Here is a 13,584-nt window from a genome sequence, read left to right on the forward strand (position 1 = left end):
GGTATTGCTATGCCCATTCCTTCTTCCTGTTTATGAAGAAGGAATTTTTATATTGTGGATCCCTTTGTTCCTCAAATAATGAGGAGGGAAGAAAATGAAAAGCAGAACGGATTTTCAGAAAATGAAAAGCGAAGCCCAGCCGATTGTGATGCTTACTGCCTATGATTATCCATCAGCTAAGCAAGCCGAAAAGACCGGAGCGGATATCATTCTTGTAGGAGATTCTTTAGGGATGGTCGTTCTGGGCTATGATTCCACCATTCCAGTCACAATGGAGGATATGATCCATCACACAAAAGCGGTGAGGCGCGGAGCTCCAAACACATTTATCGTCACGGATATGCCGTTCATGAGCTATCACCTGTCAAAAGAAGAAACACTCCGCAATGGTGCAAGACTTATGCAGGAAGCGGGCAGTGACGCATTAAAGGTAGAAGGTGCGGATGAAGTGGCTGTGATGATTGAGGCGTTGTCGAACAGCGGAATTCCGGTAGTAGCCCATCTGGGGCTGACACCCCAATCAGTTGGAATTCTTGGCGGCTACAAGGTGCAGGGAAAAACGGCCGAAGCAGCGTCAAAGCTGATAGAAGATGCGAAATCGTGTGAAAAAGCAGGTGCAGTTGCCCTTGTGCTTGAATGCGTGCCGCGGCAGCTGGCTGCACTAATAGCGGATCAGCTATCCATTCCGGTCATCGGAATAGGCGCAGGAGCTGGAACAGATGGCCAGGTCCTCGTTTACCATGATGTAACAGGCTACGGGGTCAGCCGGGTTCCGAAATTTGTCAAACAATACGGAAACAGTGACCTTGAGATGGAGCGTGCATTAGCTCAATATGCAGCGGATGTAAGAGAAAAGAAATTTCCGGCAGACGAGCATACGTTTACGATGAATGAGGAACTGCTCGGCGGTTTATATGGAGGAGTTTCAAAATGAACGTCGTCAGCAAGGTGAGTGAAGCCAGAAAAGAAATTGCAGCATGGAAAGAATTTCACCAACTTTCTATCGGCTTTGTCCCAACGATGGGTTTCTTGCATGAGGGACATTTAGAGCTGATCAAAAAAGCCAGGACTGAAAACGATAAAGTAGTGGTCAGCATCTTTGTGAATCCCGCCCAATTCGGACCGAATGAAGATTATGAATCGTATCCAAGAAATCTTGACAGGGATCTTAAGCTTGCCCAGGAGGCAGGAGCGGATCTGGTGTTTACTCCTGATGCCTCTGAGATGTACGGTCCTGTCCCGGCTGTTTCCTTGAAGGCTTCGGCCCGGACGGATGTTCTCTGCGGAAAGTCCAGACCAGGCCATTTTGATGGGGTTGTAACGGTTCTGACCAAACTCTTCAACATTATTCAGCCTGCCAGAGCCTACTTCGGCAAAAAGGATGCACAGCAGGCTGCGGTCGTTAAAGGTCTGGTGGATGATCTGTTTTTTCCGATCGAAATCGTTCCTGTGGAAACTGTAAGGGAAAAGGACGGACTTGCGAAAAGCTCCAGAAATGTTTATTTGACGGACACTGAACGGCAGGAAGCTCCTAAAATATACAAAAGCCTGCTCGCGGGCAAAAATTTGTTTATGGAAGAAAAGCTGTCCGCTGAAGAAACCAAAGAATATATCCTTTCTCTTTTGAACGAAATACAAGGGGCGGAAGTAGATTATATGGAAGTTCTTCCATATCCTGAACTGATCCCCGCTGCCGGACAAAGCAAGCAAATGATTGCGGCCGCTGCTGTGAAATTCTCAGGCGCCAGACTGATTGATAATATCATCTGGAACCTGGAAGAAAAATAAAAAAACGGAGGGAATCCAATGTTTCGCACCATGATGAATGCGAAAATCCATCGCGCCCGTGTTACAGAAGCCAACCTGAACTATGTAGGCAGCATTACGATTGATGAAGATATTTTGGATGCTGTCGGAATGACGGCTAATGAAAAGGTCCAGATCGTAAACAATAATAATGGTGCCCGATTTGAGACGTATATTATTCCAGGTCCGAGAGAAACTGGGGTAGTATGCCTGAACGGTGCAGCGGCTAGGCTCGTCCAGGAAGGGGATGTCGTGATCATCATTTCCTATGCCCTGATCGCTGAGGAAAACGTCCGCAGACATGTTCCGAAGGTTGCTATTATGGATGAGCATAACCGGATTGCAGAAATGCTCGGAACAGAGCCTGCAGCCACCATCCGCATGTAATGACGGATAAAATGACGGCCGGCGCTGAGCCGGTTTTTTTCTTTACAGAGCTAAAGGGATTCCGCTTCCTTTGAAATTTCCGCAAAGCCGCCATTCTGCTTGCGCGATTATTAAGGGTTAATGGTACAATGGACGAGAATGCAAGCTGATTGAGGTGTCATGAATGGAACAACGCCGTTTTGTTGTATTGGACGTTGAAACAACAGGCAATTCTCCAAAAAAAGGGGAAAAAATTATCCAATTTGGTGCAGTGGTCATTGAAAATGGGGCAATATCCGAACGTTTTATGAGTTATGTAAACCCACTGCAGCCAATTCCTGCTTTTATAGAAGCTCTAACAGGCATTAATGATGAGATGGTGAATCAGGCACCGGTATTTTCGGAAATTGCAGAAAAGGTATTCAGCCTCCTCGACGGGGCATGGTTTGTGGCTCATAATGTGCATTTTGATTTGTCCTTTGTCCAGGCAGAACTGGTGAATGCCGGATTTCCGCGCTTTATCGGCGGGCTTATGGATACGGTAGAGCTTTCTCGAATGATGTTTCCTTCGCTTGAAAGCTACAAATTATCCGATCTCTGCAAAGAACTTAATATAGAGCATGACCGGCCCCATCAGGCCGACAGTGATGCAGAGGCTACTGCTGAAATCCTTACAGTCATTCTTAGCCGTCTTGAGGAACTTCCTGCTGAAACCCTGAAAAGCCTCAGAAAGCTTTCAGATGTATTCATAAGCGATCTGCACGAAATACTGGATGACCTTATAGAAAATGCGTTATCCGTACCCGCAGCAGAAAAGGATGCAAACTGCGAATTGTTTGGCTCACTTGCTTTTTCAAAGGTCTTCACAGAGCCTGATCCGGAACCCGGTCCACAGGCGGAAAACGAGGTTTCCGGCCTTCTGCCCTTAAACAGGCTTATGGAAGAAAAGATGGCGGATTATGAGGACAGGCCTCAGCAGCAAAAGCTGATGAAGGAAGTGTATCAATCGCTGGCGAGCCATGAGCATATGGTAGCGGAGGCACCGGCAGGAAGCGGCAAGTCACTGGCATTATTGCTTCCGGCACTCGTATACGCCACGGAAAATCAATCGAAGGTTGTTTATAGTACTCACACGACTGCGCTGCAGCATCAGCTTCTGGAACGGGATACAAAAATAGCGGGGGAGATATTATCTGCTGATTTGTCCGCCTGCATATTAAAAGGCGAATCCCACTATATTTGCCCGCATAAATTTGAAATGGCGCTGATGGAGACAGATGAAAATTACGACTCAAATCTGGCGAAAGCACAAATTTTAATCTGGCTTTTAAAGACCCGTACAGGGGACGCAGATGAATTAAATCTTCCGTCCGGAGGAAGAAACCTCTGGCAGAGGATTCACCATGACCGGACATCCGGCCATCCAAAAAACCCTTACCGGGACCGCTCTTTTTATCATTTAGCGAGGGAAAGAGCAGAAAAAAGCACCATCATCATCGTGAATCATGCGCTTCTTTTGAACGATGCTGCAGCAGGTAAAAAGCAGCTTCCGGAATTCGATGCTGTTATGATTGATGAAGCCCATCATCTGGAACGTGCTGCCGGCGATCAGTGGGGCTTCAGGCTGGAATATGTGACCATTCACTCCTGGCTGCAGAGACTGGGCCACATGTATTCTGGTGATTTGCTTGCTTATGCGGCAGGGTGGTTTGAGCGGGAGAATGAAAAAGGCTATGATTATTGCCTTGAGCTGGATGTTCTCCTTAAAGAGTTTTATGAGGAGCTTAATGATTTTTATACAAGTCTGCATTCTTATGTCCTAAGGAAAAAATCAGAAGAAGCCAATCGAATTTCCATCGTAATCGAGCATGATGAGAATGAGAATCTGTTCTGGTCAGCGATCGAAGAGCTTGCAGACCGGATCAGATTTTATATGCTGGACATTATCACCATTATGGAAAAGCAAAAAAGGCTCCTGGATACGGACAATCTTCCTATGGCTTTCCAAGTTAAAATGAATGAATACTTCTCATATGCTGACCGTTTCAGACAGGCTGGTGAAGCCATTCAGTCGCTGTTTAAAGGCGCAGATTCTGAAAATGCGTGCTGGATTGAGGCTGAAGCAAAGGGGGCAAAAAATGCCGCCGTCATCTGCGGCAGACCTGTAGATGTTTCCGAAAAGCTTGCATCCTCCCTTTTTGAGAAGAAGCGCTCGGTTATTCTTGTTTCGGCGACGTTAACGGTAAATGGATCATTTCAGCATGCGGTCAGTCAGCTGGGCCTGCATGATTTTTACCCAAAACAGCTAATCCTGCCGTCTCCTTTTGATATGAAAAAGCAGGCACAGCTGTTTGTGCCATCCGATATCCCGGCAATCAGGGAAGTCTCCCTGGAGACCTATACAACCTCTGTTGCTTTTTCCATAAGTGAGTTTGCTCCCATGATAAACGGCAAAATACTCGTCCTGTTCACTTCATATGATATGCTCAAAAACACGTATCAGCATTTGAAATCAATGCCGGCTATGGAGGAGTATACGATCCTTGGACAGGGTGTAAGTTCCGGAAGCAAAGGGAAACTTATTAAATCCTTCAGGCAAACGGGAAATGCCATTCTTCTTGGAACAAACAGTTTTTGGGAAGGAATTGATTTCCCAGGAGAAGAACTGAAAGCAATCATCATGATCCGGCTTCCTTTTGCGCCCCCGGATCAGCCGGTCATGTCTGCCAAACTAAAAAAGCTTGACCTTGAGGGGAAAAATGCCTTTTATGAATACTCTTTGCCTGAGGCTATATTACGGTTCAAGCAGGGATTCGGAAGGCTGATTAGAACGGAGCGGGATAAAGGCCTGTTAATCGTGCTGGACCGGCGCATCCTTACATCAAGATACGGTCAGTATTTTATAAAAGCCATCCCGGGCTTGGATGTTCATTATAAACCCGTACGGGAGCTTGCTGCGCAGGCATCTCAATGGTTTAGTGAATAAAAAAAGGCTGGAAGGTGGCATATTCATGCTGCCGCTTATCCAGCTGTTATCAGGTGTGGGGTAAGGAGAAATTTATTTTCACTGTTCTCAACGGTTCTTGTTATAATGGGAACAAGCACAACAATCAATGCTGTTGTATTGTTATTGTGTCCTTGCTTTAGGTACATAATGAGTGACAATATTTGCGGCGTGCAGGAGGAATTTGTAATGGAAAGCAAAATAGAAATCCTTTCAACCGTAAAAGTAGACCATTCTGATGATTTGTATAAAATCGTCGATTCTTTGAACCGGACACTGAAAAGGGATAATCTGATGTTTGGCCTTGCCCTTGATGAAGAGAACAAGAGCAAAGCTGTCTTCACGATTTACCGTACATAATGGAGCCGGCAGTATGAGCAGAAAATGGCTGATTATTCTAACCATGATCCTGGCAGCCGCCGGTCTTGGCTGGTACGTACTCTCTTCCTTCCAGGCAGGCACCGCTGTTCTGAAAAAAGAGCATGACGCAGCGATGGCAGCGGCGGTTGATAATAAGTTTCTTGCCACTGCGGAAAAAGCCACCCTTTTTAACGGCCCGAATACCGATTCGAAGAATAAGCCGGTTCCCTTTTATGCTGTGCATGGAAAAGACGAAAGCGGACGCCCTGCTGCAGCGCTTATGTCTGCAGGCGATTTAAATCAAGAACCGGTTACGGTGGTTTTAGCTGATGGCATAACAGAAGAAAAAGCAGCGGAAATTTCCGGAAAAGAGCATTCCCCGAAGAAAATGTTTTCTGTTAAGCTGGGCGTTCTCCTGCGGGCAGGCAGGCAGGTCCCGGTATGGGAAGTGAAATACATCGACAGCTACGACCGGTATACATATGATTATATAGATTTTAAATCAGGAAATATTCTCACACACATTGCAATAAAATAGGAGGGCATTCTTATGGAATTAGCTAAAAGAGCAGCTTCATTAACACCTTCATCAACACTTGCCATTACAGCAAAAGCGAAAGAACTGAAAGCTTCCGGTCATGATGTGATCGGCCTTGGAGCAGGGGAGCCTGACTTTAATACACCTGAAGCCATTATTAAGGCAGCAGCCGCTTCTATGGAAGAAGGCTACACAAAGTACACGCCTTCCGGCGGACTGAAAGAGCTGAAAGAGGCAATCATAGCGAAATTACAGGCAGACCAGAATCTCAGCTATACGCCTGGAGAAGTCATTGTCTGCACCGGTGCAAAACATGCATTATACACACTTTTTCAGGTATTGCTGAATGAGGGGGACGAGGTCATCGTTCCATCCCCGTATTGGGTCAGTTACCCGGAGCAGGTCAAGCTTGCGGGCGGCGTCCCACTCATCATTCATGGAACAGAGGAAAATGAGTTTAAGGTGACTCCTGAACAAATAGAAAGAGCGGCTACACCGAAAACAAAAGCTTTGATCCTGAACTCTCCGAGCAACCCTACAGGGATGATTTACTCGAAGGAAGAGCTTGAAGCGATTGGCGAAATTTGCGGGAAGCTCAATTTGCTGATTGTTTCAGATGAAATTTATGAGAAGCTCATTTACGGGGAAGCGCGTCATGTTTCTATAGCTCAGTTATCACAGCCTTTGAAAGAACGCACCGTCATCATTAACGGTGTCTCAAAATCCCACTCGATGACCGGGTGGAGAATCGGATATGCTGCAGGACCGAAAGCGGTCATTGAAGCGATGACAAATCTCGCAAGCCACAGCACCTCTAATCCGGCGGCGATGGCTCAGTATGGGGCGATTGAAGCCTATCGGGGATCACAGGCACCGGTAGAAGAAATGAGAAACGCCTTCAGCAGCCGTCTGGATGAAACCTATAAGCAGCTTACAGGAATCCCTGGTTTTACCTGCATCAAGCCTCAAGGTGCTTTCTATCTTTTTGCAAATGCCAGCGAAGCGGCGAAAATGACAGGCCACGACTCAGTGGATGCGTTTGTAGAAGCCCTTCTTGAAGAGGAAAAAGTGGCTCTTGTACCCGGATCGGGATTTGGATCGCCTGAGCATGTCAGGTTGTCATATGCGACGTCACAGGAACTGTTGTCCAAAGCGATGCACAGAATAAAGAGGTATGTGGAGAAAAATAAAGGATAAAAGAAGGGCGGCGGCCGTGCCGCCCATTTATCTTCAGCCGCTCATATTGACCTGCTGCAAACGGCCTTAGTATAATAGAGCACATACATATTCGGACAAAGGTCCGTGGAGGGAATATTGAATTGAAAACAACTATTTCTCAAGTACATCAATACACAGGAAAAGAAGTTACCATTGGAGCATGGATTGCCAACAAACGATCTAGCGGAAAGATTGCTTTCCTGCAGCTTCGTGACGGGACAGGCTTCATTCAGGGAGTCGTCGTGAAAGCAGAAGTTCCCGAGGAAGTATTTCAAAAGGCAAAATCCATCACACAGGAAACGTCCGTTTATGTCACAGGCATCATTCGTGAGGACGAGCGCTCGCCTTTCGGGTTTGAGATGGGTGTGACAAATGTTGAAATCATTCACGAAGCAACGGACTATCCGATTACCCCTAAAGAACACGGCACAGAGTTTTTAATGGATCACCGTCATCTGTGGCTCCGTTCAAAGAGACAGCACAGTGTGATGAAAATCAGAAATGAGATCATCAGAGCAACATATGAGTTCTTTAATAAAGAGGGTTTCACAAAAGTGGATCCTCCAATCCTTACAGGAAGTGCTCCCGAAGGAACTTCCGAGCTGTTTCACACTAAATACTTTGAGGAAGATGCTTATCTTTCGCAAAGCGGACAATTATATATGGAAGCTGCAGCGATGGCTCTCGGCAAAGTGTTCTCATTCGGTCCAACTTTCCGCGCTGAAAAATCCAAGACACGCAGACATTTGATCGAATTCTGGATGATCGAACCCGAGATGGCTTTTTATGAATTCGAAGACAACCTCGTAGTTCAGGAAAATTATGTTTCATATGTTGTTCAAAGCGTATTGGAAAATTGTGCTCTTGAGCTGAAAACATTGGGACGGGATACCTCAAAGCTTGAAAAAATCAAAGCTCCTTTCCCGCGGATCTCTTATGATGATGCATTAAAGATGCTGCATGAGAAAGGGTTCGGGGATATTACCTGGGGCGATGACTTCGGAGCGCCGCATGAAACGGCAATTGCCGAAAGCTATGAGAAGCCGGTATTCATCACCCGCTACCCGACATCACTGAAGCCGTTTTATATGCAGCCTGCGAAAGACCGCGAGGATGTTGTGCTGTGTGCGGACATGATTGCTCCGGAGGGATATGGAGAAATTATTGGGGGCTCTGAGAGAATCCATGATCATGAGCTTCTTCAAAAGCGCCTTGAAGAACACGGCCTAGATAGCGAAGCGTACAAATGGTACCTGGAGCTTCGGAAATACGGCTCTGTCCCTCATTCAGGCTTTGGGCTGGGACTTGAACGGACCGTGGCCTGGATCAGCGGAGTGGAGCACGTCCGTGAGACCATTCCATTCCCTAGACTGCTCAACCGTCTTTACCCATAAAAGAAGCAACTGAAAGTCTCCAGCAGTGGAGACTTTTTTCAGGCCGGCTGATCATCGTTCCCGCACCGCGGCTTGCTGCCGGCTTGATTACGCTTTATGGCAGACGAAGGCTGTAGCCCTGGATTTAGCCTCAGACTGCCAAAAAGACAGAAAGAAAGGAGGGAGTTAAATGAGAAAAGAACAATTCATATCCATTCAAATGGAAGGGGCGCTGTCTGTGCCCGGCGTTCTATTTCTTCATTATCCCAAGCTTGGCTTAACTGAATCAGAGATGATGCTGCTCTTTCAGGTTCAGCTGTTTATCCAGCAGGGAAAGCCATTCCCGACTCCTGATGAGCTGGCCGGAAGAATGTCCGCTACATCTCCAGATTGCTCCATGATGCTTAGAAGCCTGATTCAAAGAGGTTTTTTAAAAATAGAAGATGAAGAAATACAGCAGGTCCGGTTTGAAAAGTACTCACTTGAACCGCTTTGGGAAAGGCTTTACCGGTTCGTAACAGAGGCAAAGGAAGAAGTATGCGAACCCGAGAAAACAGAAGAAAGCCTTTATACGGTATTTGAACAGGAATTCGGGCGTCCCTTATCGCCATTCGAATGCGAGACGCTAGGGATTTGGATGGACCAGGATCACCATGATCATGACATCATTAAAGCCGCATTGAGAGAATCCGTCATTTCCGGGAAGCTGAATTTCAGGTACATTGACAGAATTCTTTTCGAGTGGAAACGCAACGGGATCAAAACGATTCAAGAGGCAAAAAACCACTCCAGGCAATTTCGTCAGGGACAGGGGAAGAGCAGGGACCAGGACCAGCCGGAACCCGGCTCTTATCAGCGCAAGGTTCCTTTCTATAATTGGCTAGAAAATTGATTGGGCAGCTGCTTGCTGAATAGAGGGGGACATCATGCTTACGAAGGTTCAAATACGAGAAGCGCTTGATACGATAGGAGAGCTATTCCCTGATGCACATTGTGAATTGGTTCATGACAATCCATTTGAGCTTGTCATCGCTGTCGCTCTCTCCGCTCAGTGTACCGACGCACTCGTTAATAAAGTAACGAAAAGTCTTTTTGAAAAATACAAAACACCTGAGGATTATTTGGCCGTATCATTAGAAGAGCTGCAGGGGGATATCCGTTCAATCGGACTGTTCAGAAACAAAGCCAAAAATATCCGCAATTTGTGCACAATGCTGCTTGAACAATATAACGGGGAAGTTCCGAAAGACAGAGATGAGCTGATAAAGCTTCCCGGGGTGGGAAGAAAAACAGCCAACGTTGTCGTTTCTGTCGCTTTTGGCGTTCCTGCTATTGCAGTGGATACCCATGTAGAAAGAGTTTCGAAGCGGCTGGGGTTCTGCCGCTGGAAGGATTCAGTCCTTGAAGTGGAAAAAGCTTTAATGAAAAAACTTCCAGCTGAAGAGTGGTCCGTGGCCCACCACAGGCTGATTTTCTTTGGCCGCTATCACTGCAAGGCTCAAGCTCCAAAATGTGCCGAATGCCCGCTGTTTCCCATGTGCCGGGAAGGCGCAAAAAGAATGAAAAAAGGTCTTATTAAGTATGGAAAATAGCCAAGTACCCATCCCTTCCTCCTTTGATGTTCAGCCATTTGTCTCCCATTCGTATTTGACTTTAAGCGAATCAGAGGACCCGCTGGCAAGGCTTGAGAGAGAACCTCTAGTATACGATATGCTGAAAGCAGCGGGAGCTTCAATTCCATATAAGCCTTGGGAAGACCAGCAGGAAGCCGTACAAGCAGTGCTTAAAGTGTGGAGCAAGCTTAAGCACGAACAGACAGAGAACTTCAGGAGCAAAAAAGGAAAAGCCGACCCGAAGCTGATGGGAAAAGCATTCTGCATCTGTTTAGGCATCCTTTATTGGGTAAATGGCAGATATGTGCCGTCTTTAAGAGTTGAGGAGCTGCCGGAGGTCATGGAGCTGCAATATAAACCGGTGAACAGCTTGGAAAGGCTTCAGTACATTCATCGTCAGCCAGTCCAATATCATTCCTTCGTCCAGATCGTTCAGCTTCTTGAGGAAATTGAAAAGCTGCATGTCAAATTGATGATTCTCAGCAGAAATGAAAAGAAAGAGGGTGCCCAAAGATAAAATCTTTGGGCACCCTCTTTTTCGTAAGGAATGGTGCTTTAAAAAGCGCATCGATCTAATGAAAAAAGAAAAAATTCCGGGAGCGGGGATTAAAAGAAGAGGTGACCCTTAGACCAAATATACTCGGCCTAAGAGTCAGCCTCTATGATTACTTGAGGTGGTTAATCATCCTCACCATCATCATCCTCATCTTCATTTCCATTTCCGCCGCCTTGGCCGCCATTTCCGCCTTGCCCTCCCTGGCCGCCCTGACCTGGAGTCGTACCAGGCTGGCCGGGCTGCTGGCCACTATCGCCTTCACCGTCCTGGCCGCCGCCATCTGAAGGCGGTTCTGCTGGAGGAGGTTCCTGTCCAGGGGGCTCCTCACCGGCAGGCGGTTCTTCGCCAGCAGGCGGTTCTTCCTCTGCAGGAGGGGGCTCTTCCTCTGCAGGAGGCGCCTGTTCTTCTGCAGGTATCGTAATGGCCGCCGCAGCAGGTGCACTCTTCGTGTTGTCGCTGCTTCTGACAGCTGTTACCTGGAATCGGTAAGTGGCCCCGGGCTGAGGATTTGGTATAGTTAACGAAGTATCACCGGTCGTTGTAAGAGCTTGAGATGGTCCTCCATCCTGGGAAACGCTAACTTCAAACGCGATGCCTTCCCGTTTCTCCTCATCATAGCCCCATGATAAAGAAATGGAATTGGCTTCCTGATCGAAATTGACCGATAATCCGGACGGTTTCTGAACAGCCTTTTCTTCAGGCTTTTCTTCTTCTTCAGGTTTTTGGTATTTGCTGGATTGTTCAGAAGGTTCAGTGCCCTTCACGAAATACTCTTTTGACTTTTCGCTGGCAGGCGTATATGGTCCAGCCTCTACTGCAGGATCCGAGCCTTTCAGCACTTCCACTTCTGATACGCTCCCCGGCTTCTTGAATGTTGTATCGTTGCTGAAGCCTGGCTGAGACATGACCGCTTTAAAGATTTTTTTTGCGGTATCATCCTCTGTATCAGTCAGTCCAGATTTATTGCTGGTCCCAGTCCAGATTGAAAGAGTCGTGGAAGGGGTGTAGCCGACGAACCAGGAATCCTTCGAATTATTGGTCGTTCCTGTTTTTCCGGCAATATCCAGTCCCGGCACATTGGCTGCCGCCCCGGTCCCGCCTTGCTCCATCACTGAGCGAAGCATATCCGTAATGATAAACGCGGTAGAATCGCTCATCGCCGCTTTAGGCTCAGGAGCGACATCCATTTTGCTTCCATCCTGGAATTCAACGGATTTAACGACATGGGGTTCAATATAGATCCCGCTGTTTCCAAAGGCGCTGTAGGCTCCCGCCATCTGTGCGCTGGATACACCATTCTCAAACCCTCCAAGGGCGTATGCCTCTTGATAATCGCCATCAGGCATTCCAAGACCCAGAGCAAATTCCTTTGCCCGATCCAGTCCGACTTCCTGAAGCGCTTTAACGGCAGGTACGTTATACGATTCCTTAAGTGCCTCACGGATCGAGACTTTTCCGTGATAAGTATCCCCGTAATTTCTGAACGGAGTTCCATTTGAATACTCGTATTTTTCATCCACCACCTGCTGATAGGTGGACCATTTAAGGTGTTCCACGGCTGGGCCATAATCAAGTATAGGTTTGATTGTAGAACCCGGCTGTCTTTTTTCTTGAGTAGCATAATTCCATTCGGTTTGCGATCCCAGGGAGCCTAAAGCCTTAATCTCGCCCGTCTGAGTGTCGAGCATGGTCATACTGGCTGCGAAATCCGGTTTATCCGGAATCGTGACGACTTCGCCTTTCACGACTGAATTCATGTATTTTTGCGCATCGGGGTCGATGCTCGTATAAATTTTAAGGCCGGACGAGCTGACCTCCACATCCGTTTTTGCCTTGATTTCATCTGTAATCTGGTTGACGAAGGCTTTATATGGATTGCTGTCTTCCTTCGGGGCGACCAATCCGGCAGTGACATCTGTCTGCTTCGCCTTATCTGCTTCTTCCTGAGAGATAAATTCATGCTGCACCATCAGGTTAAGCACGGTGTTCCGGCGCTGTGTAGCCCGCTCGGGATCAACACGCGGGTTATAATTGTTCGGAGCCTTGACCATTCCTGCGAGCATCGCAGCCTGGTCAAGCGACAGATCTTTCACATCTTTCCCGTAAAAGTTCTCTGCTGCTTTGCCGATGCCGTACGTATTGCCTGTGTAGTAGAGCTTATTTAAATAAAGCTCCATTATTTCCTGCTTGGAAAATTTGCGTTCCAGCTGAAAAGCCAGCCATGCTTCCTGAACTTTCCGCTCAACCGATTTTTCACTCGTAAGCAGGTAATTTTTGATAACCTGCTGACTGATTGTGCTCGCGCCTTCAGAGCCAAAGCCTTCTTTAACATTGGCGATCACGGCGCCGCCGAGCCGGATGAAGTCCACACCGCTATGTTCATAAAAGCGGGCATCCTCTGTTGCCAGAAATGCATTTTCGACATTTTCAGGGATTTCTTTGTAAGGGACATAAGTCCGTTTTTCTTCCCCGCCGATCTCAAATAGTTCATTGTTGTCCTTGTCATAAACTTTGGATGTATAAATGGATTTCAGTTTTTCCGGGTCAAGGGAAGGGGATTTGGACACAATTACTCCGAAAGCAACGCCTCCGGCAATCATAAGAACAACACATGCGGCTAATATGCCAACAATGATTTTTTTCCACAGTGATCCGCCTTTACGGCTCTTCGGCTGCTTAGAAGGTTTTGAAGCCCTTCGCCGTTCTTCACGGCTTGAATAATTTTCTGACATTTGATCTCTACCTTTCGC

General features: G+C 47.1%; 12 protein-coding genes. 11 read left to right on the forward strand and 1 reads right to left on the reverse strand.

Going from position 1 to position 13,584, the window contains the following annotated elements:
- Nucleotides 1-94: 94 nt before the first annotated feature.
- The 11 genes from panB to ACQCV8_RS07955 all read left to right on the forward strand — a co-directional run bounded on the left by panB (nt 95) and on the right by ACQCV8_RS07955 (nt 10,795).
- On the forward strand, nt 95-934 hold the full coding sequence (gene panB / locus ACQCV8_RS07905) for a 3-methyl-2-oxobutanoate hydroxymethyltransferase (RefSeq protein ID WP_426844032.1): 840 nt from the start codon (nt 95-97) through the stop codon (nt 932-934).
- Nucleotides 931-1,788 (forward strand): pantoate--beta-alanine ligase, encoded by an 858-nt coding sequence (panC, locus tag ACQCV8_RS07910; RefSeq protein ID WP_426844033.1) that lies wholly within the window; start codon nt 931-933, stop codon nt 1,786-1,788. The genes panB and panC overlap by 4 nt, the downstream gene beginning before the upstream one ends.
- An 18-nt stretch (nt 1,789-1,806) precedes the next feature.
- On the forward strand, nt 1,807-2,193 hold the full coding sequence (gene panD, locus ACQCV8_RS07915) for an aspartate 1-decarboxylase (protein ID WP_426844034.1): 387 nt from the start codon (nt 1,807-1,809) through the stop codon (nt 2,191-2,193).
- A 163-nt stretch (nt 2,194-2,356) separates the two neighbouring features.
- Nucleotides 2,357-5,158 carry an ATP-dependent DNA helicase DinG gene (gene dinG / locus ACQCV8_RS07920; protein ID WP_426844035.1) on the forward strand — a complete coding sequence of 934 codons (2,802 nt, stop codon included), beginning with the start codon at nt 2,357-2,359 and terminating at the stop codon, nt 5,156-5,158.
- Nucleotides 5,159-5,365: 207 nt separating this feature from the next.
- Complete coding sequence (locus tag ACQCV8_RS07925) at nt 5,366-5,536, forward strand: YpmA family protein (protein ID WP_426844036.1); 171 nt, start codon at nt 5,366-5,368, stop codon at nt 5,534-5,536.
- 13 nt (nt 5,537-5,549) lie between these two features.
- Nucleotides 5,550-6,074: a hypothetical protein gene (locus tag ACQCV8_RS07930; RefSeq protein ID WP_426844037.1), complete on the forward strand. Its 525-nt coding sequence runs from the start codon at nt 5,550-5,552 to the stop codon at nt 6,072-6,074.
- Nucleotides 6,075-6,086: 12 nt separating this feature from the next.
- Nucleotides 6,087-7,271, forward strand: a complete 1,185-nt coding sequence (locus ACQCV8_RS07935) for a pyridoxal phosphate-dependent aminotransferase (RefSeq protein ID WP_426844038.1) — start codon at nt 6,087-6,089, stop codon at nt 7,269-7,271.
- 122 nt (nt 7,272-7,393) lie between these two features.
- Nucleotides 7,394-8,686, forward strand: a complete 1,293-nt coding sequence (gene asnS, locus ACQCV8_RS07940; RefSeq protein WP_426844039.1) for an asparagine--tRNA ligase — start codon at nt 7,394-7,396, stop codon at nt 8,684-8,686.
- A gap of 169 nt (nt 8,687-8,855) precedes the next feature.
- Nucleotides 8,856-9,557 (forward strand): DnaD domain-containing protein, encoded by a 702-nt coding sequence (locus ACQCV8_RS07945; RefSeq protein WP_426844040.1) that lies wholly within the window; start codon nt 8,856-8,858, stop codon nt 9,555-9,557.
- Nucleotides 9,558-9,591: 34 nt separating this feature from the next.
- Nucleotides 9,592-10,257, forward strand: coding sequence for an endonuclease III (nth, locus tag ACQCV8_RS07950; RefSeq protein WP_426844041.1), 666 nt, complete (start codon nt 9,592-9,594; stop codon nt 10,255-10,257).
- Nucleotides 10,247-10,795 (forward strand): YpoC family protein, encoded by a 549-nt coding sequence (locus ACQCV8_RS07955; protein ID WP_426844042.1) that lies wholly within the window; start codon nt 10,247-10,249, stop codon nt 10,793-10,795. Before nth ends, ACQCV8_RS07955 begins: the two co-directional genes overlap by 11 nt.
- A 161-nt stretch (nt 10,796-10,956) precedes the next feature.
- Here the strand turns inward: ACQCV8_RS07955 and ACQCV8_RS07960 are convergent, their stop codons facing one another.
- Nucleotides 10,957-13,566: a PBP1A family penicillin-binding protein gene (locus tag ACQCV8_RS07960; RefSeq protein WP_426844043.1), complete on the reverse strand. Its 2,610-nt coding sequence runs from the start codon at nt 13,564-13,566 to the stop codon at nt 10,957-10,959.
- Nucleotides 13,567-13,584: the final 18 nt, after the last annotated feature.

This window comes from Metabacillus sp. 84 (assembly GCF_050107715.1).
In the GTDB taxonomy this organism is placed as follows: Bacteria; Bacillota; Bacilli; order Bacillales; family Bacillaceae; genus Metabacillus_B.

Coding starts and splice junctions, on each gene's coding strand:
- panB (WP_426844032.1), top strand. CDS start 95: ATGAAAAGCAGAACGGATTTTCAGAAAATGAAAAGCGAAGCCCAGCCG.
- panC (WP_426844033.1), top strand. CDS start 931: ATGAACGTCGTCAGCAAGGTGAGTGAAGCCAGAAAAGAAATTGCAGCA.
- panD (WP_426844034.1), top strand. CDS start 1,807: ATGTTTCGCACCATGATGAATGCGAAAATCCATCGCGCCCGTGTTACA.
- dinG (WP_426844035.1), top strand. CDS start 2,357: ATGGAACAACGCCGTTTTGTTGTATTGGACGTTGAAACAACAGGCAAT.
- ACQCV8_RS07925 (WP_426844036.1), top strand. CDS start 5,366: ATGGAAAGCAAAATAGAAATCCTTTCAACCGTAAAAGTAGACCATTCT.
- ACQCV8_RS07930 (WP_426844037.1), top strand. CDS start 5,550: ATGAGCAGAAAATGGCTGATTATTCTAACCATGATCCTGGCAGCCGCC.
- ACQCV8_RS07935 (WP_426844038.1), top strand. CDS start 6,087: ATGGAATTAGCTAAAAGAGCAGCTTCATTAACACCTTCATCAACACTT.
- ACQCV8_RS07945 (WP_426844040.1), top strand. CDS start 8,856: ATGAGAAAAGAACAATTCATATCCATTCAAATGGAAGGGGCGCTGTCT.
- nth (WP_426844041.1), top strand. CDS start 9,592: ATGCTTACGAAGGTTCAAATACGAGAAGCGCTTGATACGATAGGAGAG.
- ACQCV8_RS07955 (WP_426844042.1), top strand. CDS start 10,247: ATGGAAAATAGCCAAGTACCCATCCCTTCCTCCTTTGATGTTCAGCCA.
- ACQCV8_RS07960 (WP_426844043.1), bottom strand. CDS start 13,566: ATGTCAGAAAATTATTCAAGCCGTGAAGAACGGCGAAGGGCTTCAAAA.